Here is a 23,159-nt window from a genome sequence, read left to right on the forward strand (position 1 = left end):
GGTTCGGGTGGTTCAGGCCGCGGTGGTCTGAACCAGCTGCGCGGCTTCGGCACCGGCCAGCGCACGGACGAGAACGTCGTGCACCTCGGCGGCGTCCGGCAGCTGCCAGCCGCAGACCTCGGGCTTGACGCGCCAGTGCACGACCCCGTGCTGGAACGGCGACGGCGGTAGCGGGATGTAGCTGTCCTTGCCGTGCCACTGGATGCCGGCCCGGGACGCCAGCTCGGCCGGCACGTGGTCGGCGACGGTGGTCAGGAAGAGCCAACGGCCATTCGGCAGCGCGATGATCGGCGCGGGGTGACCGAGGGCGCGCAGGAGACGGCAGGCACGCTTGCCGAGTTCGTCGTCGACCTCGATGGCGTCGAGGACGGTGCCGGTCGCGACGAGCAGGCTGTGGGTGCGGTCGGAGAACCAGGTGGCGACCTCATGGGCGTGGGTGCCGATCTGCTCGCGCCAGGCTTCACTCGCCGGCACCGGACGGCGCCAGGTGAGGTCGTCGCCGCCGGCGAGCGGAGCGGGGTTGACGCCCGGGAGCACCGGCCAGCCACGCCAGGCGAGTCCGATCGCCTCCGCCCGCAGTTCGATGCGGAAGGCACCTCGCCAGCTGTCCGGCCAATTCGCGTCCAACATTGTCTTCCTGCCTTAGGTTCCGGTTCTCCGCGACCCGCTGGACCCTGCCGTGGTGTCGCACATCTCACTTAACGGCAAGTTGCACATTGCCCGGAACCCCCGCGCGACAACCGGTGGTTACGAGGCGATGAACGCCCAGTGATCTCTACGCCCCGACCGAATCCGACGGCACGGATCGACGGCGAACGGCGACCGCGGACGGACCGTTCGTCGTGCGAATCCCCAGGACAGGCCGCCCTCGCACCGGACGGGCGGTCGCCGCGGCGCCGCTGTTCGGCCCAGGTGAGCGGGGTGTTCGACCGCTCGCCGTGCATCAACGACCGCTGCCCGTGACGACGAGCCGCTCATCGTGAGGTCCAGACGAACAGCCGGTCATCGCCGCATACCGACCGGTCGGCGCGGCGAGCGGCAAGGCCCGCTTGCCGCCGCCGGGCGGGTGGCGGACACCTCCGCTCGCCGAGCGGAGGTCGGCCGAGGTTGGCCACCCACTGGCCAGCCGGCGCGTCACGGGGGCTGGCCGGTGGGGCCGGCGCGGGCGCGAGCTGACGGGCCGGGGAAGCCGGCGAGGCCGCCGGTCGGGGACTCGACCTCGATCAGGGCGTCGAGGCGTTGCCATCGGCACGTCAGGAGCTTCACTCCCATCCGGTCGGTGACCCACCTCGCGCGCTCGCAGGCCCGCGTCGGCCCCTCCGCCGCGTGGGAAGCCGCCGCCAGGGCTCCCAGGTCGGCTGCCGTCTCGGCTCGGTGGCGGGCGATCGTTGCTGCTCCCAGCCAGATGCCGAGGGTGGTCACGCTCGTCAGCGCGGCCACGGCCAGTGCTGTCCAGATCGTGGCCGCTCCGCTGTCCGACCGGGGGTCAGCCATCTTCGGTCCTGGTGCCCGGCTCGGCTACCGCGTAGGCCGTCGCGTTCAGGTGGACTGCCGGGAGGAGGCCGCCGGCTGGTTGGGCTGTCACCTTCACCGTTATCGCATCGCCGGTCTGGTCGATGGTGAGGTTCGCGCCCGTGGGGGCGATCTGGTGGACGGCCGCCGCTGCTTGTTCAGGTTGGCCTCTCGAGAGGAGCCTCGCTGCCTCGCGGGCCGCGTCGGTGCAGCGGAGCTGGCTCGTAAAGGCCGTCAGGGCCGCTACCAGCAGCACCGTTGTCACCGTCAGGCCGGCCAAGCCGAGGGCCGCTTCGACCGTCACCGCGCCTTCGTCGCGGCGGGTCATGACGGCACCGTCAGCGCCTTCATGACCAGGTTCGTCAGCCACGAGACCACCGAGTCCCCGGTGAGCAGTGCGTAGAGGACAGCGGCGAACGCCGCGACAGCCACGGTGACGATCGCGTATTCGACGGTCGTGGAGCCGTCGTCCGAGCGGGGGCGGCGGTTGAACGCGCGCATGGGTCTTCCCTTCAGTACTGGTGGTCAGAAGAGCGGGCCGAGGTGGCCGGCCAGGCCGAGGACGACCGGCAATACGCCCAGGCAGAAGAAGGCGGGCAGGAAACACACGCCCACCGGCAGGGCGAGCGCCACCCCGGCCCGTTCGGCGCGTTCCTCCGCTTCCGCGGCCAGTTCGTCGCGGAACCGGACGGCGAGGTCGGCGGCCGCCGTCGCGAAGGCCGCGCCCGAGCGGGACGTCCGGGTGGCCGCGCCCGCCAGCTCGGCGAGGCCTGGGGTGGTGCGCACCGGTTCCCACGCCTCTTCCGGGCGGGAACCGAGGGTCAAGAGGCCGGCGGTCGAGCGCAGTGCCTCGCCCGCTTCGGCAGGCGCGGTGTCGGCGACGGCGTCGAGCGCCGAAGGAACCGGTAGCCCGGCTCGCAGGCAGGCCGCCAGGAGGTCGAGCGTTCCCGCGAGCCGGAGCCTGGTCGCGATGTCCGTCGTCGGCGCGCGTGGCCGGCGGGTGCGGCGGATCGCCCACCAGCCGGTGGCGGTCACCGTCGCGCCCAGCGTCCCCCCGGCCACTCCGCCGACCAGCACCGCCGTCGACAGGCCACCCAACGCCGTCGCGACCGGACCTATCGCTCGTGGCCATTTGCGGGCGAGTGCGAGCTGCGGTTGGTCGAAGCGTCGTGCTGCGGTGTCGTCCGGCCAGATGAGCAGGGCCGAGGCGACGAGTACGAGTGCGGCCGCGTTCATCGGACGCGCGCCCGTCCGGTCAGTGCGCGGCACCACGCCGTTCCCGCCCAGAGCAGGACGCTGCCGGCGATCAGCAGCAGCTGACCCGGGGTGCTCCCGGCCAGCACGGACAGTGGGGCCGCGCCCATGGCCTGCCCGAGGAGCAGGCACAGCGCCGGGAGGCCGGTGAGCACTGCCGCGCTCGCCCGGGGACCGGCCAGCTTCGCGCGCATCCGGCGGGCGAGCGCCAGACCCGCTTCGGCGTCGCGGCGGGCCGCGTCGAGGACGTCGGCCATCGGCAAGCCGTAGCGCTTGCCGAGCGTCCAGGTCGCCGCCAGTTCGGGCAGGGCCGGTGCGTGCAGTCCGCTGTCGAGGCGGGCCGCCGTCGCCAAAGCGCGGAGGTCGTTCGCCAGCGCCGGGACGACGTCCGCGGCCGCTTCCGCCGCGGTGACCGGGTGGGCGCCGGAGCGCAGCTCGGCCACCATCGTCCGCAACGCGGTCGCGGTGTGCGCGGCCATCGCCAGCTCCGCGGTGGCGCGCCGGTGGGCACGCCACTCCTGGCGCCACGCCAGCGTCAGGAGGCCGGCGGCGATCGCGCCGCCTACTCCGGCCAGCAGCCCGGCGAGTGCAGTGGGGAGCAGCCACCGGACGACGCGCCACACGTCGGGAACGCGGATCGGTGTGGGTGGCTCGACCGCCGCCTGGAGCCGGTTCGGCGGCGCCGGCCAGCACGCCAGCGCCGCGCCGACGCACAGCGGGAGCCACGCCGTGATCACCGGCGCCTCCTCGGTTCGCGCGGGAAAGCGTTGACCAGCAAGGAAATTCGTAACCACACGAGGGTCAGCACGCGATCGCCCCCGAAGTCGCGAACAGGTGGCGGTCGATCGTCCAGCGGCCCGCGCGCCACACCGGCACCACCCGGGCCCGGCCGTGTTCGGTGCGGAGGACGCCCACCTCGGCGAGGCGACGGCGGCCGCCCTCCTCGCGTCGCATGTGCAGGACCACGCGGATCGCCGCGACCAGCTGGCTGTGCACGGCGTCGCGGCCGAGGCCGCCCAGTGCGGCCAGTGCCTCGATGCGGGCGGGCACCTCCGCCGGGGAGTTCGCGTGGACCGTGCAGGCGCCGCCGTCGTGGCCCGTGTTCAACGCGGTGAGCAACGCGCCGACCTCGGCGCCGCGCACCTCGCCGACGACCAGCCGGTCGGGGCGCATGCGCAGCGCCTGGCGCACCAGCTCGGGCAGGCCGACCGCGCCCGCACCCTCCACATTGGCCGGACGAGCGACCAGGCTGACGAACTGCGGGTGCGCGGGCTGCAGCTCGCCGGCGTCCTCGACGCAGACGATCCGCTCGTTCGGGTCGACCGCGCCGAGCAGGGCGGCGAGGAGCGTGGTCTTGCCCGCGCCCGTCCCGCCGGTGACGAGGAACGCCATCCGCCGCGTGACGACGGTCTGCAGCAGCTTCGCGCCCTCCGCGTCGAACGCGCCGAGGGTGCGGAGCGCCGCGAGGTCGTGCGTTGCCGGGCGGAGGACGCGGAGGGACAGGCAGGTGCCCGCCGCCGCGATGGGCGGGAGGACGGCGTGCACGCGGATCCGGCCGTGCGGACCGGAGCCGGGGAGCCAGCCGTCCACATAGGGCTGGGCGTCGTCGAGGCGGCGGCCCGCGGCGAGGGCGAGGCGCTGGGCCAGCCTGCGGACGGCTTCCTCGTCGGTGAAGCGGACGGTGGTGCGAGTGAGGCCGCCGGGGCCGTCCGTCCAGACCTCGCCCGGGCCGGTCACGAGCACGTCGGTGGTCGCCGGGTCCTCGAGGAGCGGGGCCAGCGGGCCGGCGCCGATGAACTCGTCGCGGGCTTGGCGGGCCGCGACGAGGACGGCGTCGTGACCGAGGGCGCCGCCTGCCTCGGCGCGGACGGCGGTGGCGACGGCGACCGGGTCGGCCTGACGGCGGTCGCCGGCGAGGCGGTTGCGGACGCGGTCCACGAAGTCGGTCGTCATGGGCTCACCGCCTTGGTCGGGTGGGTCGGGGTGGACTGGGCTGGTGGAGGCGGCAGGCGTGCCGGGGGCGGTGGCGGGGTGGCCTGGACCGTGACCCGGGTGCCCGTCCGCGGGTGGGGCGGCAGGGTGGCCTGGGCCGTGACGCGGGTGCCCGGCTGTGGCGGGAATGGCAGCAGTGCCGGGGAGGGCGCCGCCGGGGTACTTCGGCGACACGGATGCCCGCCGCCCGTGGGTGGAACGGCAACAGCGCCGGGGAGGGCGGCGGGGTGGCCTGGACCGTGACGCGGGTGCCCGCCGCCCGTGGGTGGGACGGCAACGGCGCCGGGGACGGTGGCGGGGCGGACTGGAACGTGACGCGGGTGCCCGCCCGTGGTGGGGGTGGCAGCAGTGTCAGGAAGCTCTTTGCGCTTGCCGGGCCGCGGGTGGCCAGGGTCAGGAGGGTGGGTAGGAAGAGGTCGCCGACCCTCGTCGGGGTGGTCATCGGGTGGCCGCCCGGGCTTCGCGGCGGGCTGCTGTCAGTACTCGGGCTGCTGCTTTGGCTACCGGGCCCGTTGGTTTGGCCGGGAACTCGCCGCGCTCGACTGCTGCTGGGAGGCCTCGCTCCGGGGGCATCGCGGCCAGGAGGGGTGGGCCGAGGAGGCCTGCTGCTCGGGCCTGTCCGGCGTCGGTGCTCGACCGTCCACACGCGACGACGCCGGTTCGGGCCGTCAGCTCCGACAGGCGGCGCAACACCTGCTTCGCCGCCATGCACGCGCGGAGCTCGACCGGGACCACCAGGACCACCAGGTCGGCCACCGCAACCGCTTCCGCGGCCGCGTCGGTGAGGGTGCGGGGGAGGTCGCAGACCACCGTGCGGCCCGAGCGGCGGCCCGCGGAGAGGACCGCCGACAGTGATTCGACCGATGGGCCTTCGCCCTCGGGGCCGCAGGCCAGCACCGGCAGGCTGCCGCCTCGGTGCCTTCGCCGTGGGAGGGTCGCGGCCAGCGATGGCAGCGAGACGCGGCCCGTCAGGCGTACGTCCGACCAGCGTGGGCCGGGGGCTTTTTCCAAGCCGAGCAACACATCCAGGCCGCCGCCGAGCGGGTCGCAGTCGACCAGCAGGGCGCCGCCGGGCTCTCGGTCGGCCGCCAGTGCCAGCGTCGCCGCGAAGACGGATGCGCCCGCGCCACCCCGGCCGCCGACCACGCCGAGCACCAGGCCGGCTTCTTCCGCCGGGGTTTCGACGACGTCGGCGAACGCGCCGGCCAGCTCGGTCTCCTCGTCCGGCAACGAGATCACGCGCTCGACGCCGCCGCGGAACGCGTGCTGCCACGTCTCCGGTCCCGGACTGCCCTTGCAGACCAGGAGGATCCCGCGGCGCCGGGGCAGCGCCGGTGGCAGGCGCACGGCTTCTTCGTCGAGGACCACCAGGGGCGCGCGGGCCCAGTGGCCCTGCGCCGCGGTCAGGTCCGGTGCCCGGTCGAGCTCGCAGCCCGCGACCGCCGCCACGCGCAGTATCTCGTCGAGCACGGTTTCGTCCGCGGCGACCACCAGCGGTCGTTCCCCCGTCATGCGTTCCTCCCCCGTCGTCGGTGCGGGCCGTGGGTGGCCCGGCTTCCACCGTCGCGGGCGGGGGCACGGGGCACAACGGGTCGGGCGGCGGGCTGTGGACAACCCGGGTGCTGTGGACAACTTCCGCCAGGGACGGGCTCGCGAACCGGTTTTGTCGGTGGGCTGTGGCAGGATCGCGCCCACCCGCGACGCACGTGCGGCGGAAAGCGGCGCGAACCGCCGCAGACGACGATCCGCCGCACCGAGAAGGCGGATTCCGCCCGGCCACAAGGAAACCGGCGAAGGTAAGCGGAAGGTAAGAGGGCGGCCCCCGCCAGGGGGGAGGGACGGGGGCCGCCGTGGGTTCAGCCCCGGGGGGTCGGACTGAACCGGCCCGGTTGGACACCGGGCTCCCTCACTGTAACTCCGCCGGGCGCCGGTTCGCGCGCCGGACGAGGCACACAGTTCGGTAACGGCACGGCGCGCCGGAAGTGCCTGCCTGTCATGGATTTTCCGGCGGTGCGGCGCGTCCGTGGTGGATCAACGGGACGCGCCGCGATCAAGCTCTTATCCTGGGCACGTGGCCGAACCGAGCAGTGCGCCGTCGCGCATCCGGAAGCCGGGCCCGGAGCACGCGGTGGCCGCGTTCTTCGACCTGGACAAGACGATCATCGCCTCGTCGAGCGCGCTGGCGTTCAGCAAACCCTTGCTGAGGGAGGGTTTGATCAACCGTCGCGCCGCGTTGCGAAGCGCCTACGCGCAGCTGGTGTTCTCGCTCGCCGGCGCCGACGAGAACAAGACCGAGCGGTTGCGCGCCGAGGTTTCGGCGCTGTGCGCGGGCTGGGACGTCGCCCAGGTTTCGGCGATCGTCCGCGAAACCCTGCACGACGTCGTCGACCCGCTCGTGTACGCGGAAGCGGCGGAACTGATCGCGCGCCACCGCGCGGACGGCCACGACGTCATCGTGCTTTCGGCGACCGGCGAGGAGGTCGTCGCGCCCGTCGCCGAAATGCTCGGGGCGACCCGCAGCGTCGCGACGCGGATGCAGATCGTCGACGGCCGCTATTCCGGCGAGGTCGACTTCTACTGCTACGGCGCCAACAAAGCCGTCGCCGCGAAGCAGCTCGCGGCGACGCACGGCTACGACCTCGCCGAGTGCTTCGCCTACACCGACTCCAGCACCGACATCCCGCTGCTCGAAGTGGTCGGGCACCCGCACGCGGTCAACCCGGACAAGCTCCTGCGGCGGGAGGCGCTCGACCGCGGCTGGCCGATCCTGGCGTTCGACCGGCCGATGTCGCTGCGGACCCGGATCCCCACCCGATCGGCGGGAATCGTGGCCCTCGGCGTCGGCGCGGTGGCCGCCGGAGCGACCTGGTACGGCCTCAGCCGTCGCCGTCGGTCCCGGTAGCCGCCCGGCCCGCCACCCACACGGCCGTACGGCCGCCACTTTGCTTGGCCCAGCCCCGAATTGTCCGTCGCGCAGGGTGCCTGTGTCACCCGATCCAGCCTCTGTACCGGTGCACCCATCCGCGCACTTGAAGTGACCGGGCTCACGGCGTAGAAAGTAGGTGCGGACGTTCGGTCGGCCAGGGAGCAGGTAGAAGAGAAGCCTGTTCCACCCCGGCAAACCTCCGTGCGCGGACTCCGGGTACCCACGCGCAGCGCGCCGCGGGAGGCTCGTCGTCTAGGGACTGCGTAGTGGGACGCCACACGCCGAGTCCATGTAGGTACGACCAGAGTTGCACGCTTGGTCGCCCGAGAAGTTCGCGCTTGCAGGCGGCGCCCGTGGCCCTCGGCCACGGGCGCCGCCTCGTCTATTTGCAACGCCCCCCGTTCCCGTTCGGCCAAGTGCACCTTGCGAACGGCGACTTTCCTACCGATCCGGGTACGAACGCTCCGTTGGTGCGGTCGGTCGATGGACATCGACGGATTCGGTGAGTAGCTTCCCGATACTGGCGCCTCCGAGTGGACTTCTCACGTCCGCCGGGCGCCCGCAACTTTCTGGGAGGCTGGTCGTGACGACCCGAAATCGGAGGTTCCATGCGCTCGCCCTGCCCGTCGCGGGGGTGCTCGCGTTCACCGGTGTGGGTGTCGCGACCGCGGCGAGCGCACCGCGGATGAGCGCGGACGCGCAGGCGGAGGCCGCCGCCACGCAGGCGCTGCGGGGGCTGTCGCTGGAGGAAAAGGTCGGGCAGCTGTTCATCACCTGGGTGAACGGCAAGACGGCCGACGAGGTGAACCCGAAGAACCAGACCGACTTCGGCGTCGACACCCCGGCCCAGGTGGTCCGGAAGTACCACCTCGGCGGCGTCATCTACTTCAACAACGACACGCGCGACAACTTCGACGACCCGGTCCAGGTCGCGAAGCTGTCGAACGGGCTGCAGAAGGCCGCCATCACCAGCGGGGCGCACATCCCGCTGCAGATCGCCGCCGACCAGGAGGGCGGCACCGTCACGCGGATGGGCGCGCCCGCCACCGAGTTCCCGAACGCCATGGCCATCTCCGCCGGGCGGGACACCGGACGGGCGACCCAGGCCGCCACGATCCTCGGGCGGGAGCTGCGCGCGGTCGGGATCAACCAGGACTTCGCGCCCGATTCGGACGTCAACTCGAACCCCGCCAACCCGGTCATCGGCGTGCGGTCCTTCGCCGGCCAACCCGGTCTGGCCAGCGACTTCGTCACCGCCGAGCTCAAGGGCTTCCAGCAGTCCGTGGCCGCGACCGCCAAGCACTTCCCCGGGCACGGGGCCGCGCCGACCGACAGCCACACCGGGCTGCCGCGGATCGACAGCACCGAGGCGCAGTGGCGGGCCACCGACGTGCCGCCGTTCAAGGCCGCCATCGCGGCCGGCGTCGACTCGATCATGAGCGCGCACATCCAGTTCCCCAGCCTCGACCCGTCGCTCGAACCCGCGACGCTGTCGAAGCCGATCATCACCGGGAAGCTGCGCGACGAGCTCGGGTACAACGGCGTCGTCGTCACCGACGCCCTCGAAATGCAGGGCGTGCGCCAGCTGCACAGCGACGCCGAGATCCCGGTGCTCGCGCTCAAGGCCGGCATCGACCAGCTGCTCATGCCGGTGCACCTCGACCTCGCCATCAACTCGGTGCTCAACGCCGTGAAGACCGGCGACATCCCGGAGCGGCGGATCGACCAGAGCGTGCTGCGCGTGCTGAAGCTGAAGTTCAAGCGCGGCATCCTGTTCTCGCCGTTCGTCGACGCGAACCGCGTGATGAAGACCGTCGGCGTCCCGGCGAGCCTCGCGACGGCGCAGGACATCGCCGACCGCGGCATCACGGCCGTCGCGAACGACGCCGGCCTGCTGCCGCTGAAGCAGAAGCCCGCGACCACGCTCGTCACCGGCTGGGGCGTCTCCTCGACGGCGACGCTCGCCCAGAAGCTGACCGCCCACGGCACCGCGGTGACCGCCTACCAGACCGGCCAGGCGCCGACGGACGCGCAGATCGCGCAGGCCGTCGCGAACGCCGAGAACACCGACCTGGTGGTCGTCCTGACCAACAACATCGCCACGTTCCCCCGGCAGACCCTGCTGCTCGACGCCCTCCAGGCCACCGGGAAACCGGTCGTCGCGGTCGCCGCGCAGATCCCGTACGACGCCGGTTACCCGAGCACGGTCAAGACCTGGCTCGCCACCTACGGCTACATCACGCCGACCCTGGAGGCGCTCGCCAAGGTGGTGCTCGGCGAGACGAAGCCGGTCGGGAAGCTGCCGGTCGACATCCCGGCGGGCGCCGACCTGGGCACCGTCAAGTACCCGTTCGGCCACGGGCTGACCTGGTGACGCTCAACCGGCGCCACTTCCTGGGCGCGAGCGCGGCCGCCGTCCCGGTCCTGGCGGGCGGCTCGGCTGTCGCGGGCGCTCAGCCGGAGCAGGCCGAACCAGCCGAAAAGGGCCGCGTCCTCACCGGCGCGGAGCAGCTGGCCGCACAGGGCTGGCGGCCGCTCAAGGGCCGCAAGCTCGGGGTGCTGTCGAACCCCACCGGCGTGCTGCTGAACGGCGACCACATCGTCGACTCGATGGTCACGGCCGGCGTCAAGCCGGTCGCGGCCTTCGGGCCCGAGCACGGCTTCCGCGGCAGCGCGCAGGCCGGCGGCTCCGAAGGCGACTACACCGACCCCCGCACGGGCGTCCCGGTGTACGACGCGTACGGCGTCGACGCGACGAAGCTCGCTTCGCTGTTCACCAAGGCGGGCGTCGACACCGTCGTCTTCGACATCGCCGACGTCGGCGCGCGCTTCTACACCTACATCTGGTCGCTCTACACGGCGATGGTGGCCGCGGCGCAGGTCAAGGCCGCGTTCGTCGTGCTCGACCGGCCGAACCCGATCGGCGGCCGGGCGGCCGGCCCGCTGCTCGACCCGAAGTTCGCCTCGGGGATCGGGCGGAAGCCGATCGTCCAGCAGCACGGCATGACCGCCGGCGAGCTGGCCCGCTACTTCGCCGAGGAGTTCCTGCCCGGCGACGGCGTGAAGCTGGACCGCCTCGAAGTCGTCCAGGTCCGCGGCTGGCAGCGCGACACGCTCTTCGCGCGGACCGGGCTGAACTGGGTGCTGCCGAGCCCGAACATGCCGACCCCGGACACCGCGCTCGTCTACCCGGGCACCGGGATGTTCGAAGGCACGGTGTTCTCCGAAGGCCGCGGGACGACCCGGCCGTTCGAGATCATCGGCGCGCCCGGGCTCGACTGGCGCTGGCGCGAGAAGCTCGAGGACCTCGCGCTGCCGGGCGCGAAGTTCCGCGAGGTCTACTTCGTGCCGACGTTCAGCAAGTTCGTCAACCAGACCTGCGGTGGCGTGCAGCTGAGCGTGAGCGACCCGCGGGCCTTCGACGCGATCCGGACGGCCGTCGCCATGCTCGTCACGGCGAAGGCGCTGCACCCGGACGTCTTCGCGTGGCGCCCGGACAACTACATCGACAAGCTGTCCGGCTCCGACCGGCTGCGGACCGCGATCGACGCCGGGGCGGGCGTCGACGAGGTCACCGGGGCCTGGCGGGCCGAGCTCGCCGAGTTCGACCGCAGACGTCGCCACTACCTGCTCTACCGCTGAGGGGGAAGCTCGTGCGTGCTAGGAAGGTCCTCGCCGCGGCCACCGGAGTGCTGGTCGCCTTGACCACGTTGACCTCGGGAGCCAGCGCCATCACGGGACGCCACGACGCCGGCCGCTTCGACCGGCCGCAGCAGGGGTTCGCCCCGGCGTGGACGACCCTGCGCCCGGGGCCCCCGCAGGAGGTCGGCCTCGACCCGGCGCCGATCAAGGCGGCCGAGGACTTCCTGGCGAGCTGGACCAAGCCGGACACCACCGGGCACCCGCACTTCTCCGGCGCGGTGGGCCTGCTGGCGCACGACGGCGTCGTCGTCGACCGGTACGCGGTCGGCGGCGCGCTGCGGTACGCCGACGCCGCGGGCACCGAACTGCCCGCCGACCAGCAGGTCCCCATGAAGAACGACACGATCTTCGACATGGCTTCGATCTCGAAGCTGTTCACGTCGATCGCCGTCCTGCAGCTCGTCGAGCGCGGGCAGCTGACCATCGACACCCCGGTGTCCCGCTTCTTCCCCGAGTTCGCCGCCGGCGACAAAGCGGCCATCACGGTCAAGATGCTGCTCACGCACGTCTCCGGGTTCGACGCCGACCCGATCCCCTCGCTCTGGGCCGGCTACCCGGACATCCCGTCGCGCCGGCAGGCCGTGCTCGACAGCCCGCTCAAGAACAAGCCGGGTACGACTTACCTCTACTCCGACATCAACCTGCTCACCCTGGGCTTCATCGTCGAGAAGCTGACCGGGCAGACCCTCGACAAGGTCGTCCACGACCGGATCACCGCGCCGCTCGGCATGGTCGACACCGGTTACAACCCGCCCGCGTCGAAGCTGGACCGGATCGCCGCGACGGAGTTCGAGGCCAACCCGCCGCGCGGGATGGTGCGCGGCAGCGTGCACGACGAGAACGCGTGGTCGCTCGGCGGCGTCGCCGGGCACGCCGGGGTGTTCAGCACCGCCGGCGACATGGCCACCCTCGCCCAGACGATCCTCAACGGCGGCAGCTACCGCGGGCACCGGATCCTGGGCCAGGAGACCGTGCGGCAGATGCTGACGAACTACAACCAGCAGTTCCCGGACGACTCGCACGGCCTCGGCTTCGAGCTCGACCAGCCCTGGTACATGGGCGCGCTGGCGTCGCCGGTCACCGCGGGGCACACCGGCTTCACCGGGACGACGCTGGTCATCGACCCCGAGTCGCGCTCGTTCGCCGTCCTGCTGACCAACCGGGTGCACCCGAGCCGCGGCTGGGGCTCGATCAACACCGCCCGCCAGGTCTGGGCGACGTCGCTGGCCAGGGCCATGGCGGTGCGGCCGGAGGTCGGGAAGGACGCCTGGACGAGCACGCTGGGTAACGCGAGCGTCGCCACGTTGAGTACTCACCCTTTTACTACGGATAGTGATCAAGCCCGCGTGTCTTTCTACGCTTTCGTGGACACTGAGGGGCCGACTGATCCACTTCAGCTGCAAGCCAGCACCGACGGCGTGAACTGGCAACCGATCGCTGTATCGGTATCGGGCCCGGGCGCACCCTCCGGAAGCGTGACGTCGCTCTCCGGACACGGCCACCGTGCCTGGTGGAAGGTCACCGGGACCTTGCCCCGAGCGGCGGCCGTGAGCCTCCGGTGGCGTTACAGCACCGATCCGGGTTACACGGGTCGCGGAGTTTCGGTCGACGGTGTGAAAGTCACCGAGAGCGGCCGATCACTCCTCGACGGTGAACGAAACCCCGCTGCTTTCGTCGCGGAGGGTTGGCAATTGAGCGCTCGGTGACCGACCTGTCGCCAGCTGTCGAACAAACACCCGAGTTTACCGTCCGCTTGCCGCTTGCACCGCGACACTAAGTTGCCAAGTCGTTAGCTTGACCTCGTTAACAAGACCGACCTGGTTGGCGACTTTCTGGTCAGTGATTAATCGCAAATCCAGATCCGCAGACACGGACGGGTTGCGATCCGACCGAAGGGTGTGGGTAGCCTTGTCGCAGATGCCAACGGTTAGTAACTTTCCGACGGTGAGTGATACCGAATCCGTAATCGGCACGGCACCGTCCGAGCCCGTATCGGTCCAGCCGGCCGTGCGGGACGCGGACGCCAGCCCGCTGGTCCGGATCCGGTCCCTGCTCCCCGGCCTGGCCCGCGCCGAGCAGCGCGTGGCGAAGGTGGTGCTGGAAGATCCCGCGTCGGTCGCGAGACGCAGCATCACCGAGGTGGCCCTGGCCGCCAACACCAGCGAAACCACCGTCACGCGGTTCTGCAAGGCCGTCGGCGTCGGCGGGTACCCGCAGCTGCGCATCGCGCTGGCAGCGGACACCGCGCGCACCGAGGCCCGCACCACCCGCAACCTCGGCGGCGAGATCGGCCCGGAGGACGACCTGGCCGCCGTCATCGGCAAGGTCAGCTTCGCCGACGCCCGCGCGGTCGAGGAGACGGCCGACCAGCTCGACGTCGCCACGCTGGAGCGCGTGATCGAGGTCGTCGCGAGCGCCGGCCGCGTCGACGTCTACGGCGTGGGCGCCAGCGCGTTCGTCGCCGCGGACCTGCAGCAGAAACTGCACCGCATCGGCCGCGTGTGCTTCTCGTGGTCGGACACGCACATCATGCTCACCTCGGCCGCGGTGCTCAGCCCCGGTGACGTCGCCATCGGCGTCTCGCACACCGGCGCGACCACCGACACCGTCGAAGCGCTGCGGGTGGCCCGCGAGCACGGCGCGATCACCATCGCCGTGACGAACTTCCCGCGCTCCCCGATCACCGAGGTCGCCGACTACGTTTTGACCACGGCCGCACGGGAAACCACCTTCCGTTCGGGGGCCACGGCGAGCCGCATCGCCCAGCTCACCGTCATCGACTGCCTGTTCATCGGCGTCGCACAGCGGCACATGGACGCGTCGGTCAGCGCCCTGGACGCGACCAGGGACGCGGTCGGCTCGCACCGCTTGGGGGTCAGGCCGGACGGTCGTCGCCGTCCGCGGGAAACCGGCAAGTGATGACCGGAGAAAATGTGAGGCGCATGATGACCGTCCCCACGCAGGCGGTGCACGTCGATTCGCCGACCGAGACCCGCAATCCCCGCACCACGGACATCGACCTGATGTCCACCGCGGGGATCCTGGGCGCGATCAACGCCGAAGACCGCACGGTCGCCGGCGCCGTGGCCGAAGTGCTGCCGCAGGTGGCACGCGCGGTGGACTACGCGGTCGACGCCCTGCGGGCCGGCGGCCGGGTGCACTACGTCGGCGCCGGGACGTCCGGGCGCCTGGCGACGCTGGACGCGGCCGAGCTCGTGCCGACGTTCAACGTGCCCGCGGACTGGTTCATCGCGCATCACGCCGGCGGGGAGAAGGCGCTGCGCAGCGCCGTCGAGAACGCGGAGGACGACGACGGGGCCGGCGCGGCCGAGATGGCCGCGATGGTCCAGCCGGGCGACTTCGTACTGGGGCTGACGGCGTCGGGCAGGACGCCGTACGTCTTGGGCGCGCTGCTGGCCGCGTCGCGCCAGGGCGCCCGGACCGGGCTGGTCTCGGGCAACCCGAAGGCCGCCAAGCCCGCCGGGGTCGACGTGCTGATCGCCGTCGACACCGGCCCGGAGGCCATCGCCGGCTCGACCCGGATGAAGGCGGGCACGGCGCAGAAGATGATCCTGACGTCGTTCTCCACGGCGACGATGATCAAGCTGGGCCGGACCTACTCCAACCTGATGGTCAGCATGCGGGCGACGAACGCGAAGCTGCGCGGCCGGACCATCCGGATCCTGCAGGAAGCCACCGGCATGACGATGGCGGACTGCTCGGACGCGCTCACCGAGGCCGGGGGCGACCTCAAGGTGGCGCTGGTGCACCTGCTTTCCGGCGTCGACGTGAAGAGCGCGGCGAAGGCGCTGCACACGTCCGGCGGGCACGTCCGGAAGGCACTCGACATGGTGCGCGTGCGCGCCAGCTGAGACTCATTGCCGTTCATCTGTTCACCTGTCTAACCTCTCAGATGAGGGAAAGCGGGTGGCGATGGCGGGCACGGAAGAGGACTCGCGGCGCGGGCTTTCGCGCCGCGAGTGGGTGTCGATCGGCGGGATGGCGGGGTTCATCCTGCTGCTCAACGTCGTGGGCTGGGTGGTGCTGGCGGTCTTCGTCGCACCCCGGCACTACGCGCTCGGCGCGTCCGGTGTGTTCGGGATCGGGCTGGGCGTCACGGCGTTCACGCTCGGCATGCGGCACGCCTTCGACGCCGACCACATCGCCGCGATCGACAACACCACCCGCAAGCTGATGGCCGACGGCCAGCGGCCGCTCTCGGTCGGGTTCTGGTTCTCCCTCGGGCACTCGACGATCGTCTTCGCGCTGTGCCTGCTGCTCTCCCTCGGTGTCCGCGCGCTCGCCGGGCAGGTCGAGGACGACTCGTCGGCGTTGCACGACGCGACCGGCATCATCGGGACGTCGGTGTCCGGCGTCTTCCTGTACGTGATCGCGATCCTCAACCTCGTGGTGCTGATCGGCATCCTGCGGGTGTTCAAGCGGATGCGCCACGGCGAGTTCGACGAGGCCGCGCTGGAACACCAGCTGAACAACCGCGGGGTGATGAACCGGCTGCTGGGCGGCGCGACGAAGTCCGTGCGCAAGCCGTGGCACATCTACCCCGTCGGCGTGCTGTTCGGCCTCGGCTTCGACACCGCGACCGAGATCGGCCTGCTGGTGCTCGCCGCCGGCGCCGCCACGTTCGCCCTGCCCTGGTACGCGATCCTCGTGCTGCCGATCCTGTTCGCCGCCGGGATGAGCCTGTTCGACACCGTGGACGGCTGCTTCATGAACTTCGCCTACGGCTGGGCGTTCGCGAAGCCGGTGCGCAAGATCTTCTACAACATCACGGTGACGACGCTGTCGGTCGCGGTCGCGTTCGTCATCGGGACCATCGAGCTGGTGTCGATCCTCGCCGAGAAGCTGGACATCACCTCGGGGCCGCTGGCCGCGATCGCGTCGGTGGACCTGGACTACGTCGGGTTCGGGATCGTGGGCTTGTTCGTGCTGACGTGGGTCATCGCGCTGGCGGTGTGGCGGTTCGGGCGGATCGAAGAGAAGTGGTCCGCGAAGCTGAGCGGGTGACGCACAAGGCGAGCGCGGCGACGGCGGCGAGCGCGCCGGCCGGGCCGACCCACGCCGGGCCCGCGGCGGCGAGGACGACCCCGCCGAGCGCCGAGCCGAGCGCGCCGCCGACGTAGATCGCCGAACCGTTCACGCCGAGCGCGACGGTCGGAACGTCCGGCGCGATCGTGAAGAGCCGGTGCTGCTGCGGCACCATCAGCATCCCGCCGAAGGCCCCGGCGAACACCGCGAACAGCAGCGCACCGGGCAAGGACAGCACGGCGAGGTCGACGACCCCGAGCACCACCGCCGTGCCGGCCAGGGAAAGCGCGCGGACCCGCGCCGGGCCGAGGCGGTCGGTGGCGTGGCCGGTGAACGTCGTCCCGGCGAGCTGGCCGGCCCCGAACCCGACGAGCACCCACGACAGCACGGCGCCGCTCGCCACCGGCGCGACCAGCACCGGCAGGTAGACGAACACGGTGAACCCGGCGAGGGTGCCGAGGACCGTCACGAGCAGGACGCGGGCGACCGCGGGCCGCACGACGACGGCGAGCCGCTCGCGCAGCCCGGCCGCGGGTACGCGGACCTCGGGGATGACCGGGATCAGCACCGCGACGACGACCGCGACCACCCCGATCCCCCACATCACCGCGCGCCAGCCGAACCACTGCCCGGCGAGCACGCCGATCGGGACGCCGAGCACCATCGAGACGCTCATCCCGGCGGCGACCGTGGACAGCGCCCGCCCCCGGCGTTCTCCGGACGAGAGCGCCCCGGCGAGGACGTAGGCGTTCGACTGGAACGCGGCCGCGCCGATCGCGGCGAGCACCCGCGCGAGGGCGACCACGGCGAACGAGGTGCCGAGCGCCTGCCCGGCCATGCCGACGGTGAACAGCGCCATGCCGCCGGCCAGCACCCACCGGCGGTCCCAGGTGCCGGTGAACGCGGCGATGAGCGGGGACGCGACCGCGTACGTGAGGGCGAAGACGGTGGCGAGCTGACCCGCGACGGACTCCGTCACGTGCAGGTCGGCGGCGATGACGGGTAGCAGGCCGTTGAGCACGAACCCGTCGGTGCCCACGGTGAACGTGCCCACCGCGAGGACGAGCAGGACCCCCAGCCGATCATTAGATGATCGTCGAATCGTCATGCGGCCATGATGGAGATACACTTCGATCGTTGTCAAACGATCCAAGTGTTGGGAGACCGTGGTGGCCCGGACGCTGCCCCAGCCGGCGCGCGAAGCGATCGAGATCGTGACGGTGCTGCAGGCCCTGGCCGATCCGGTGCGCCTGGAAGTCCTCCGCGAGCTGGCGAAGATGACCGAGCCGCGAAGCTGCTCGCTCGAGGAGTACGACGTCGACATCACGGCGGCGACGCTGTCGCACCACTGGCGCGTACTTCGCGAAGCCGGGTTGACGACGACGTTCGTCGAGGGACGGCGGCGCTGGGTCGAACTACGGCGCGACGATCTGCAGGCGCGGTTCCCCGGCCTGCTCGACGCCGTGCTGGCTTAAGAAGCCGCGTCCGAGATGCTCTTCGCCTCGCGTGCGCCCGCTTCGAACGCTTCGCAGTTGAAGAGCAGCCACTCGCGCACGCCTTCGGGCTTCCCGCTCGCGAACCCCTCGGCCGCTTCGAGATAACGCGGCACCCGGCGGAAGAACGCGACTTCGGGAACGCTCAGTGCCTTGGGGTCGAGGCCCGTCGCGATCATCGTCAGCCTCGCCGCGGCGCGGGCCACGATGCCGTCCGCGCTGCCGAACGGCTTGAGCGCCAACAGTTCCCCGTGCACCACGGCCGTCAGGACCGGGCCCGGTGCGGCCGTCGCGCCCGTCACGAGCTGGGCCAGCAGCTCCAGGCGGCCGCCGCCGGAATGCGGGCGCCCCAACGCGTCCAGGTCGTCGACGAGGTCCGCCGCGGCGAGGACGTGCAGGCGTGCCAACGCTTGCAGCGGCGCGCGGCGCCACGTCGGGAGCAGCGACTCCACCGTCTCCGCGACGCGCAGGGCGCCGGCCAGCACCGGGTCGGAAACCGCGCCGTCGGCCGGAAGTTCCGGGTTGGCGCCTTCGATCCCGGCCGACGCGCGCGCCGCGCGGACCGACGCTTCGGCCGCGGTCGCCGCGCCGCCGCGGAGGTTGGCCGGGAGGCGGTGCACCTTGAACACGGCGTCCTGCGCGGACTTCGCGGCCGCGGCGACGCCTTCGAGGTCGAGGAGGGGCTTGAGCGGATCAGGCATCGAGGACCTGGCCTTCGCGGGCGACCACGGGCGGCAGCACCGACCACGGGAAGTTGATCCAGCGGTCGGTGTGCCGCCAGACGTACTCGCACTTGACCGTCGAGTGCGGCTTCTCGTAGACGACGGCCGAGCGCACCTCGGCGACGTGCTCGACGCAGAAGTCGCGGACGAGCTTGAGGGTGGCGCCGGTGTCGGCGACGTCGTCGGCGATCAGCACCTTCTTGCTCGTCAGGTCGACGACGTTGGGCACCGGCGGCAGCATCACCGGCAGGTCGAGGCGCTGGTCGACGCCGGTGTAGAACTCGACGTTCATCACGTGCAGGTTCTTCACGTCGAGCGCGTAGCCGAGCGCGCCGGCGACGAAGAGGCCGCCACGGGCGATGGACAGGATGAGGTCCGGCGCGAAGCCGTCGTCGGCGATGGTGTGAGCCAGTTCACGGCTCGCGGTGCCGAACAGCTCCCAGCTCAGCTCTTCGCGCTCTTCGGCCATCGATCTCGCCCTTCGTCGTGGTCAGCCGAGCATAGGCAACGCCAAAGTGGCCTGTGAAAATGCTTGGAAATTGGCTATCCGAGACAGCCATTGCCGGCCGTACGGTGATCACGTGAGCGACTGGAACACGCGACCGACCCTGGCCGGCGAGCACGTCCGCCTGGAGCCGCTGACGTCCGAGCACGCGAAGGGCTTGCTCGAGGCGGGCACCGACCCGGGCATCTGGGCGTGGCTGAGCATCCGGCAGCCGGGGGATCTTCCGGCGGCGGAGCGGCTGGTCGAGCAGGCCCTCGCCGACCCCGCGCGGCGCCCGTTCGCGCAGATCGACGTCGCGTCCGGCCGCGTCGCCGGGACGACGTCCTACTACCAGGTCGTCGAGCAGCACCGGATCCTCTCGATCGGGCACACCTGGATCGGCGCGGACTGGCAGCGCACCGGGCTGAACACCGAGTCGAAGCTGCTGCTGCTCCAGCACGCGTTCGAAACCCTTGGCGCACAACGGGTCGCGTGGGAGACCGACATCCGCAACCTCCGCTCGCAACGCGCCATCGAGCGCCTTGGCGCGCTTCGCGAAGGTGTCCTGCGGGCGCACCGGATCCGGCCGGACGGCTCGTCGCGCGACACCGTCACCTATTCGATGCTGGCGCCGGAGTGGCCCGCGGCCAAGGCCCGGCTGAACGAACGCTTAGTCACCGCGGCTCGCCTGCCTCGGTGAAACGGCGGGGCAACGTGGGTGCAACCTTTTACAAGGCGGACTAACGTCGCTAGCGTGCCGCTAGCCGTCGTTTCGGCGCACTACAGGAGGCCTTGCAACCATGACCGAGCAGTCCCCAGCACTGGACAACCTGCTCACCGAGAGCCGCACCTTCCCGCCCAGCGACGAATTCGCTGGCCAGGCCAACGCGCAGGCCGATCTCTACGCCGAGGCGGACGCCGATCGCGAAGCGTTCTGGGCCAAGCAGGCCGAGCGGCTCACGTGGGACACGAAGTGGACCACGGTACTGGACTGGACCAATGCGCCGTTCGCGAAGTGGTTCGTCGGCGGCAAGCTGAACGTCGCCTACAACTGCGTCGACCGGCACGTCGAGTCCGGCCACGGCGAGCAGGTCGCGATCCACTGGGTCGGCGAGCCGGGTGACACCCGGGACATCACCTACGCCGAGCTGAAGACCGAGGTTTCCAAGGCCGCCAACGCACTCGCGTCGCTGGGCGTGACCGCCGGCGACGTCGTGGCGATCCAGCTGCAGATGGTCCCCGAGGCCATCTTCGCGATGCTCGCGTGCGCCCGGATCGGCGCGCTGCACAACGTCGTCTTCGGCGGCTTCTCCCCGACCGCGCTGCGGGCCCGCGTCGACGACGCCGCCGCGAAGGTCGTGATCACCTCCGACGGCCAGTTCCGCCGCGGCAAGGCCGCGCCGATGAAGGCCAATGTCGACGAAGCGCTCGAAGGCGCCGAGACGGTCGAGAAGGTCATCGTCGTCAAGCGCACCGGCGAGAAGCTCGAGGGCGACGTGCCGTGGACCGACGGCCGCGACCTCTGGTGGCACGAGCTCGTCGACGGACAGTCCGAAGAGCACACTCCCGAAGCCTTCGACAGCGAGCACCCGCTGTTCATCCTCTACACGTCCGGGACGACCGGGAAGCCGAAGGGCATCCTGCACACTTCGGGCGGCTACCTGACGCAGACGGCGTACACGCACCACAACGTCTTCGACCACAAGGCCGGCGAGGACGTCTACTGGTGCACCGCCGACATCGGCTGGATCACCGGCCACAGCTACATCGTCTACGGCCCGCTCGCCAACCGCGTCACGCAGGTCGTCTACGAAGGCACGCCGAACACCCCGCACGAGGGACGGCACTGGGAGATCGTCCAGAAGTACAAGGTCTCCCTCTACTACACCGCGCCGACGCTGATCCGCACCTTCATGAAGTGGGGCGCGGAAATCCCGGAGAAGTACGACCTGTCGTCGCTGCGCGTGCTGGGTTCGGTCGGCGAGCCGATCAACCCCGAGGCGTGGATCTGGTACCGCGAGAACATCGGCGCGGGCAAGGCCCCGATCGTCGACACGTGGTGGCAGACCGAAACGGGCGCGATCATGATCTCGCCGCTGCCGGGCGTCACCTCGACGAAGCCGGGCTCGGCGCAGAAGGCGCTGCCGGGCATCTCCGCGAAGGTCGTCGACGACACCGGCACCGAGGTCGCGCACGGCGGCGGCGGGTACCTGGTGCTCGACAAGCCGTGGCCGTCGATGCTGCGCGGGGTCTGGGGCGACGAAGAGCGCTTCAAGGACACCTACTGGTCGCGGTTCAAGGACCAGGGCTTCTACTTCGCCGGCGACGGCGCGAAGTACGACAACGACGGTGACGTCTGGCTGCTGGGCCGCGTCGACGACGTGATGAACGTGTCCGGCCACCGCATCTCGACGACCGAGGTCGAGTCGGCGCTCGTTTCGCACCCGACGGTGGCCGAGGCCGCGGTCGTCGGCGCGACCGACCCGACGACCGGCCAGGGCATCGTCGCGTTCGTCATCCTGCGCGGCAACGCGGTGGACGGCGGCGAGGAGGCCATCCAGGCGCTGCGCAACCACGTGGCGAAGGAGATCGGGCCGATCGCGAAGCCGCGGCAGATCATGGTCGTGCCGGAGCTGCCGAAGACGCGCTCGGGCAAGATCATGCGCCGCCTGCTGCGCGACGTCGCGGAGAACCGGCAGGTCGGCGACGTCACCACGCTGGCCGACTCGTCGGTGATGGACCTGATCTCGTCGGGCCTGCAGTCGGGCAAGTCCGAGGAGTGAGCTAGCGTTCTCCCCGTCAGAGCCCTTCCGGCTTCGCGCCGGGAGGGCTCTGTCATGGAACCCCCGAGCGGCGCGCGTCGAACGCATGTTCTACACTGTGCCGCGAACCACACCCACTTCCCGGGCAAGGAGACGACACGACGATGACCGTGGATGTCCTGACGCACGACGAGGAAACGGCTTCGGCCACCACCGAGGCGCCGGCCGTTGCCACCGACGAGGCGACCGTCACCGAGTCCGCGTCCCCCTCCGCTTCGGAAGGCTCGCCCGAGCCGGCCGAGGAAGAGGCCCCCAAGCCGAAGCGCGGCCGCCCCAAGGGCGCGGCGACGGCGTCGACGGCGAAGAAGACCCGCACGGTCGAGCTGATCCTGACGGTCACCGGCACCGCCGACGGCGAGTGGCAGGCCGAGCTGAAGAACGGCTCCAAGTGGGTCGCGAAGGGCCTGGAGATCCCCGCCGCCGCGGTTTCGCGCGCGGCGAAGGAACTGCACAGCGAGCTTTCCGGCCCGATCGACGAGGTGATCAACCAGGCCCGCGAAGCGCAGGCCGCGAAGGTCGCCGCGCTGGAGGCCGAACTCGAGAAGGCCAAGCAGGCCCTCGCCGAGCTCGACGCCTGAGCTTTTTTCCCGGGAGACGCCCGGTTCCGCTTCGCGCGGGGCCGGGCGTTTCCGCTATCCGGCCGCGGCCCTGGCCGCGCGCTCGATTTCCGCCCGCCGGTTCTCCCAGAAGGCCGCGTCCCGCCCGGCCGCCTCGACCCGGCCGTCCAGCTGTTCCCGCAGGATGTCGGCGTGCCCGGCGTGCCGGCTGGTCTCCGTGAGCACGTGGACCAGGACGTTGAACAGCAGCACGTCCGGCCGCGGCCACCACGGCACGTGGCCGGGCGAGTCGACGGCGAGCGCGGCGATGGTCGCGTCGGAGTGCGCCCAGGCGCGCCGGTAGCGGCTGGTGATCTCCTCGCGTGTTTCGTTCTCGGTCGCCCACATGTCGGTACCGCGCCGGTCGAGGTCGTCCCACCGGGGCACGGGCTCGGGGGACGGCCGGCCGAAGACCTCGCCGAAGTACCGGGCCTCCGTCACCGACAGGTGCTTGACCAGGCCGAGGAGGTTGGTTCCGGTCGAGGTCAGGGGACGGCGGACGGCGTACTCGGAAAGCCCGTCGAGCTTCCCGAGCATCGCCTCGCGGATCTCCCGCAGGTCACTGTGCAGGTACTGCTTCGCGAACTCGTCGATCACGACGTCCAGCATG

Annotated in this window: 23 protein-coding genes; 11 read left to right on the forward strand and 12 right to left on the reverse strand. The window is 71.4% G+C overall.

The window, feature by feature from the left end; all coding sequences use genetic code 11:
• Positions 1-12: 12 nt before the first annotated feature.
• The 8 genes from AB5J73_RS09050 to ssd all read right to left on the reverse strand — a co-directional run bounded on the left by AB5J73_RS09050 (position 13) and on the right by ssd (position 6,270).
• Positions 13-630 (reverse strand): bifunctional DNA primase/polymerase, encoded by a 618-nt coding sequence (locus tag AB5J73_RS09050; RefSeq protein WP_370969251.1) that lies wholly within the window; start codon positions 628-630, stop codon positions 13-15.
• 504 nt (positions 631-1,134) lie between these two features.
• The gene (locus AB5J73_RS09055) at positions 1,135-1,494 is read right to left on the reverse strand and encodes an Rv3654c family TadE-like protein (RefSeq protein ID WP_370969252.1); all 360 of its coding nucleotides are present in this window, start codon (positions 1,492-1,494) and stop codon (positions 1,135-1,137) included.
• Positions 1,487-1,840, reverse strand: coding sequence for a TadE family type IV pilus minor pilin (locus AB5J73_RS09060; protein WP_370969253.1), 354 nt, complete (start codon positions 1,838-1,840; stop codon positions 1,487-1,489). Before AB5J73_RS09060 ends, AB5J73_RS09055 begins: the two co-directional genes overlap by 8 nt.
• Complete coding sequence (locus AB5J73_RS09065) at positions 1,837-2,013, reverse strand: DUF4244 domain-containing protein (RefSeq protein WP_370969254.1); 177 nt, start codon at positions 2,011-2,013, stop codon at positions 1,837-1,839. The genes AB5J73_RS09060 and AB5J73_RS09065 overlap by 4 nt, the downstream gene beginning before the upstream one ends.
• A gap of 24 nt (positions 2,014-2,037) precedes the next feature.
• A complete protein-coding gene (locus AB5J73_RS09070; protein WP_370969255.1) occupies positions 2,038-2,748 on the reverse strand; it encodes a type II secretion system F family protein in 711 nt (236 codons plus the stop codon).
• Positions 2,745-3,503, reverse strand: coding sequence for a type II secretion system F family protein (locus AB5J73_RS09075; protein WP_370969256.1), 759 nt, complete (start codon positions 3,501-3,503; stop codon positions 2,745-2,747). Before AB5J73_RS09075 ends, AB5J73_RS09070 begins: the two co-directional genes overlap by 4 nt.
• A gap of 64 nt (positions 3,504-3,567) precedes the next feature.
• Positions 3,568-4,719, reverse strand: a complete 1,152-nt coding sequence (locus tag AB5J73_RS09080) for a TadA family conjugal transfer-associated ATPase (RefSeq protein WP_370969257.1) — start codon at positions 4,717-4,719, stop codon at positions 3,568-3,570.
• Positions 4,720-5,196: 477 nt separating this feature from the next.
• Positions 5,197-6,270 carry a septum site-determining protein Ssd gene (ssd, locus tag AB5J73_RS09085; RefSeq protein ID WP_370969258.1) on the reverse strand — a complete coding sequence of 358 codons (1,074 nt, stop codon included), beginning with the start codon at positions 6,268-6,270 and terminating at the stop codon, positions 5,197-5,199.
• 559 nt (positions 6,271-6,829) lie between these two features.
• Here ssd and AB5J73_RS09090 point away from each other — a divergent pair.
• From AB5J73_RS09090 to AB5J73_RS09120, 7 genes are all read left to right on the forward strand, one after another.
• Entirely contained in the window at positions 6,830-7,660 is an 831-nt protein-coding gene (locus AB5J73_RS09090) for an HAD family hydrolase (protein WP_370969259.1), read from the forward strand.
• A gap of 658 nt (positions 7,661-8,318) precedes the next feature.
• Complete coding sequence (locus AB5J73_RS09095; RefSeq protein ID WP_370973028.1) at positions 8,319-10,058, forward strand: glycoside hydrolase family 3 protein; 1,740 nt, start codon at positions 8,319-8,321, stop codon at positions 10,056-10,058.
• Positions 10,055-11,326 carry an exo-beta-N-acetylmuramidase NamZ domain-containing protein gene (locus AB5J73_RS09100; protein ID WP_370969260.1) on the forward strand — a complete coding sequence of 424 codons (1,272 nt, stop codon included), beginning with the start codon at positions 10,055-10,057 and terminating at the stop codon, positions 11,324-11,326. The genes AB5J73_RS09095 and AB5J73_RS09100 overlap by 4 nt, the downstream gene beginning before the upstream one ends.
• Positions 11,327-11,373: 47 nt before the next feature.
• On the forward strand, positions 11,374-13,092 hold the full coding sequence (locus AB5J73_RS09105) for a serine hydrolase (RefSeq protein ID WP_370973030.1): 1,719 nt from the start codon (positions 11,374-11,376) through the stop codon (positions 13,090-13,092).
• Positions 13,093-13,303: 211 nt separating this feature from the next.
• Positions 13,304-14,305 (forward strand): MurR/RpiR family transcriptional regulator, encoded by a 1,002-nt coding sequence (locus tag AB5J73_RS09110; RefSeq protein WP_370969261.1) that lies wholly within the window; start codon positions 13,304-13,306, stop codon positions 14,303-14,305.
• Positions 14,306-14,328: 23 nt separating this feature from the next.
• The gene (locus tag AB5J73_RS09115) at positions 14,329-15,258 is read left to right on the forward strand and encodes an N-acetylmuramic acid 6-phosphate etherase (protein ID WP_370969262.1); all 930 of its coding nucleotides are present in this window, start codon (positions 14,329-14,331) and stop codon (positions 15,256-15,258) included.
• A gap of 61 nt (positions 15,259-15,319) precedes the next feature.
• On the forward strand, positions 15,320-16,411 hold the full coding sequence (locus AB5J73_RS09120; protein ID WP_370969263.1) for a HoxN/HupN/NixA family nickel/cobalt transporter: 1,092 nt from the start codon (positions 15,320-15,322) through the stop codon (positions 16,409-16,411).
• Here the strand turns inward: AB5J73_RS09120 and AB5J73_RS09125 are convergent.
• Positions 16,344-17,486 carry an MFS transporter gene (locus AB5J73_RS09125; protein ID WP_370969264.1) on the reverse strand — a complete coding sequence of 381 codons (1,143 nt, stop codon included), beginning with the start codon at positions 17,484-17,486 and terminating at the stop codon, positions 16,344-16,346. The genes AB5J73_RS09120 and AB5J73_RS09125 overlap by 68 nt on opposite strands.
• A 115-nt stretch (positions 17,487-17,601) precedes the next feature.
• Here AB5J73_RS09125 and AB5J73_RS09130 point away from each other — a divergent pair, with 115 nt between their 5' ends.
• A complete protein-coding gene (locus AB5J73_RS09130; protein ID WP_370969265.1) occupies positions 17,602-17,907 on the forward strand; it encodes an ArsR/SmtB family transcription factor in 306 nt (101 codons plus the stop codon).
• On the opposite strand, the gene AB5J73_RS09135 is transcribed toward AB5J73_RS09130, so the two are convergent.
• Together AB5J73_RS09135 and AB5J73_RS09140 are read right to left on the reverse strand one after the other, a co-directional pair.
• Positions 17,904-18,626: an oxidoreductase gene (locus tag AB5J73_RS09135; protein WP_370969266.1), complete on the reverse strand. Its 723-nt coding sequence runs from the start codon at positions 18,624-18,626 to the stop codon at positions 17,904-17,906. The genes AB5J73_RS09130 and AB5J73_RS09135 overlap by 4 nt on opposite strands.
• Complete coding sequence (locus tag AB5J73_RS09140) at positions 18,619-19,116, reverse strand: phosphoribosyltransferase (RefSeq protein WP_370969267.1); 498 nt, start codon at positions 19,114-19,116, stop codon at positions 18,619-18,621. The genes AB5J73_RS09135 and AB5J73_RS09140 overlap by 8 nt, the downstream gene beginning before the upstream one ends.
• Positions 19,117-19,228: 112 nt before the next feature.
• Here AB5J73_RS09140 and AB5J73_RS09145 point away from each other — a divergent pair, with 112 nt between their 5' ends.
• From AB5J73_RS09145 to AB5J73_RS09155, 3 genes are all read left to right on the forward strand, one after another.
• Entirely contained in the window at positions 19,229-19,831 is a 603-nt protein-coding gene (locus AB5J73_RS09145; protein WP_370969268.1) for a GNAT family N-acetyltransferase, read from the forward strand.
• Positions 19,832-19,931: 100 nt separating this feature from the next.
• Complete coding sequence (acs, locus tag AB5J73_RS09150; protein ID WP_370969269.1) at positions 19,932-21,914, forward strand: acetate--CoA ligase; 1,983 nt, start codon at positions 19,932-19,934, stop codon at positions 21,912-21,914.
• 143 nt (positions 21,915-22,057) lie between these two features.
• The gene (locus AB5J73_RS09155) at positions 22,058-22,531 is read left to right on the forward strand and encodes a DUF6319 family protein (RefSeq protein ID WP_247017327.1); all 474 of its coding nucleotides are present in this window, start codon (positions 22,058-22,060) and stop codon (positions 22,529-22,531) included.
• 54 nt (positions 22,532-22,585) lie between these two features.
• Here AB5J73_RS09155 and AB5J73_RS09160 read toward each other — a convergent pair whose 3' ends face one another.
• Positions 22,586-23,158 (reverse strand): DinB family protein, encoded by a 573-nt coding sequence (locus AB5J73_RS09160; RefSeq protein ID WP_370969270.1) that lies wholly within the window; start codon positions 23,156-23,158, stop codon positions 22,586-22,588.
• Position 23,159 lies beyond the last annotated feature (1 nt).

Source organism: Amycolatopsis sp. cg9, assembly GCF_041346945.1.
In the GTDB taxonomy this organism is placed as follows: Bacteria; Actinomycetota; Actinomycetes; order Mycobacteriales; family Pseudonocardiaceae; genus Amycolatopsis.

What these genes read in the sequence shown, in the direction of transcription:
- AB5J73_RS09050 (WP_370969251.1), bottom strand. Translation starts at nt 630, where the DNA reads ATGTTGGACGCGAATTGGCCGGACAGCTGGCGAGGTGCCTTCCGCATC.
- AB5J73_RS09055 (WP_370969252.1), bottom strand. Translation starts at nt 1,494, where the DNA reads ATGGCTGACCCCCGGTCGGACAGCGGAGCGGCCACGATCTGGACAGCA.
- AB5J73_RS09060 (WP_370969253.1), bottom strand. Translation starts at nt 1,840, where the DNA reads ATGACCCGCCGCGACGAAGGCGCGGTGACGGTCGAAGCGGCCCTCGGC.
- AB5J73_RS09065 (WP_370969254.1), bottom strand. Translation starts at nt 2,013, where the DNA reads ATGCGCGCGTTCAACCGCCGCCCCCGCTCGGACGACGGCTCCACGACC.
- AB5J73_RS09070 (WP_370969255.1), bottom strand. Translation starts at nt 2,748, where the DNA reads ATGAACGCGGCCGCACTCGTACTCGTCGCCTCGGCCCTGCTCATCTGG.
- AB5J73_RS09080 (WP_370969257.1), bottom strand. Translation starts at nt 4,719, where the DNA reads ATGACGACCGACTTCGTGGACCGCGTCCGCAACCGCCTCGCCGGCGAC.
- ssd (WP_370969258.1), bottom strand. Translation starts at nt 6,270, where the DNA reads ATGACGGGGGAACGACCGCTGGTGGTCGCCGCGGACGAAACCGTGCTC.
- AB5J73_RS09110 (WP_370969261.1), top strand. Translation starts at nt 13,304, where the DNA reads ATGCCAACGGTTAGTAACTTTCCGACGGTGAGTGATACCGAATCCGTA.
- AB5J73_RS09115 (WP_370969262.1), top strand. Translation starts at nt 14,329, where the DNA reads ATGATGACCGTCCCCACGCAGGCGGTGCACGTCGATTCGCCGACCGAG.
- AB5J73_RS09120 (WP_370969263.1), top strand. Translation starts at nt 15,320, where the DNA reads ATGGCGGGCACGGAAGAGGACTCGCGGCGCGGGCTTTCGCGCCGCGAG.
- AB5J73_RS09135 (WP_370969266.1), bottom strand. Translation starts at nt 18,626, where the DNA reads ATGCCTGATCCGCTCAAGCCCCTCCTCGACCTCGAAGGCGTCGCCGCG.
- AB5J73_RS09140 (WP_370969267.1), bottom strand. Translation starts at nt 19,116, where the DNA reads ATGGCCGAAGAGCGCGAAGAGCTGAGCTGGGAGCTGTTCGGCACCGCG.
- acs (WP_370969269.1), top strand. Translation starts at nt 19,932, where the DNA reads ATGACCGAGCAGTCCCCAGCACTGGACAACCTGCTCACCGAGAGCCGC.
- AB5J73_RS09155 (WP_247017327.1), top strand. Translation starts at nt 22,058, where the DNA reads ATGACCGTGGATGTCCTGACGCACGACGAGGAAACGGCTTCGGCCACC.
- AB5J73_RS09160 (WP_370969270.1), bottom strand. Translation starts at nt 23,158, where the DNA reads ATGCTGGACGTCGTGATCGACGAGTTCGCGAAGCAGTACCTGCACAGT.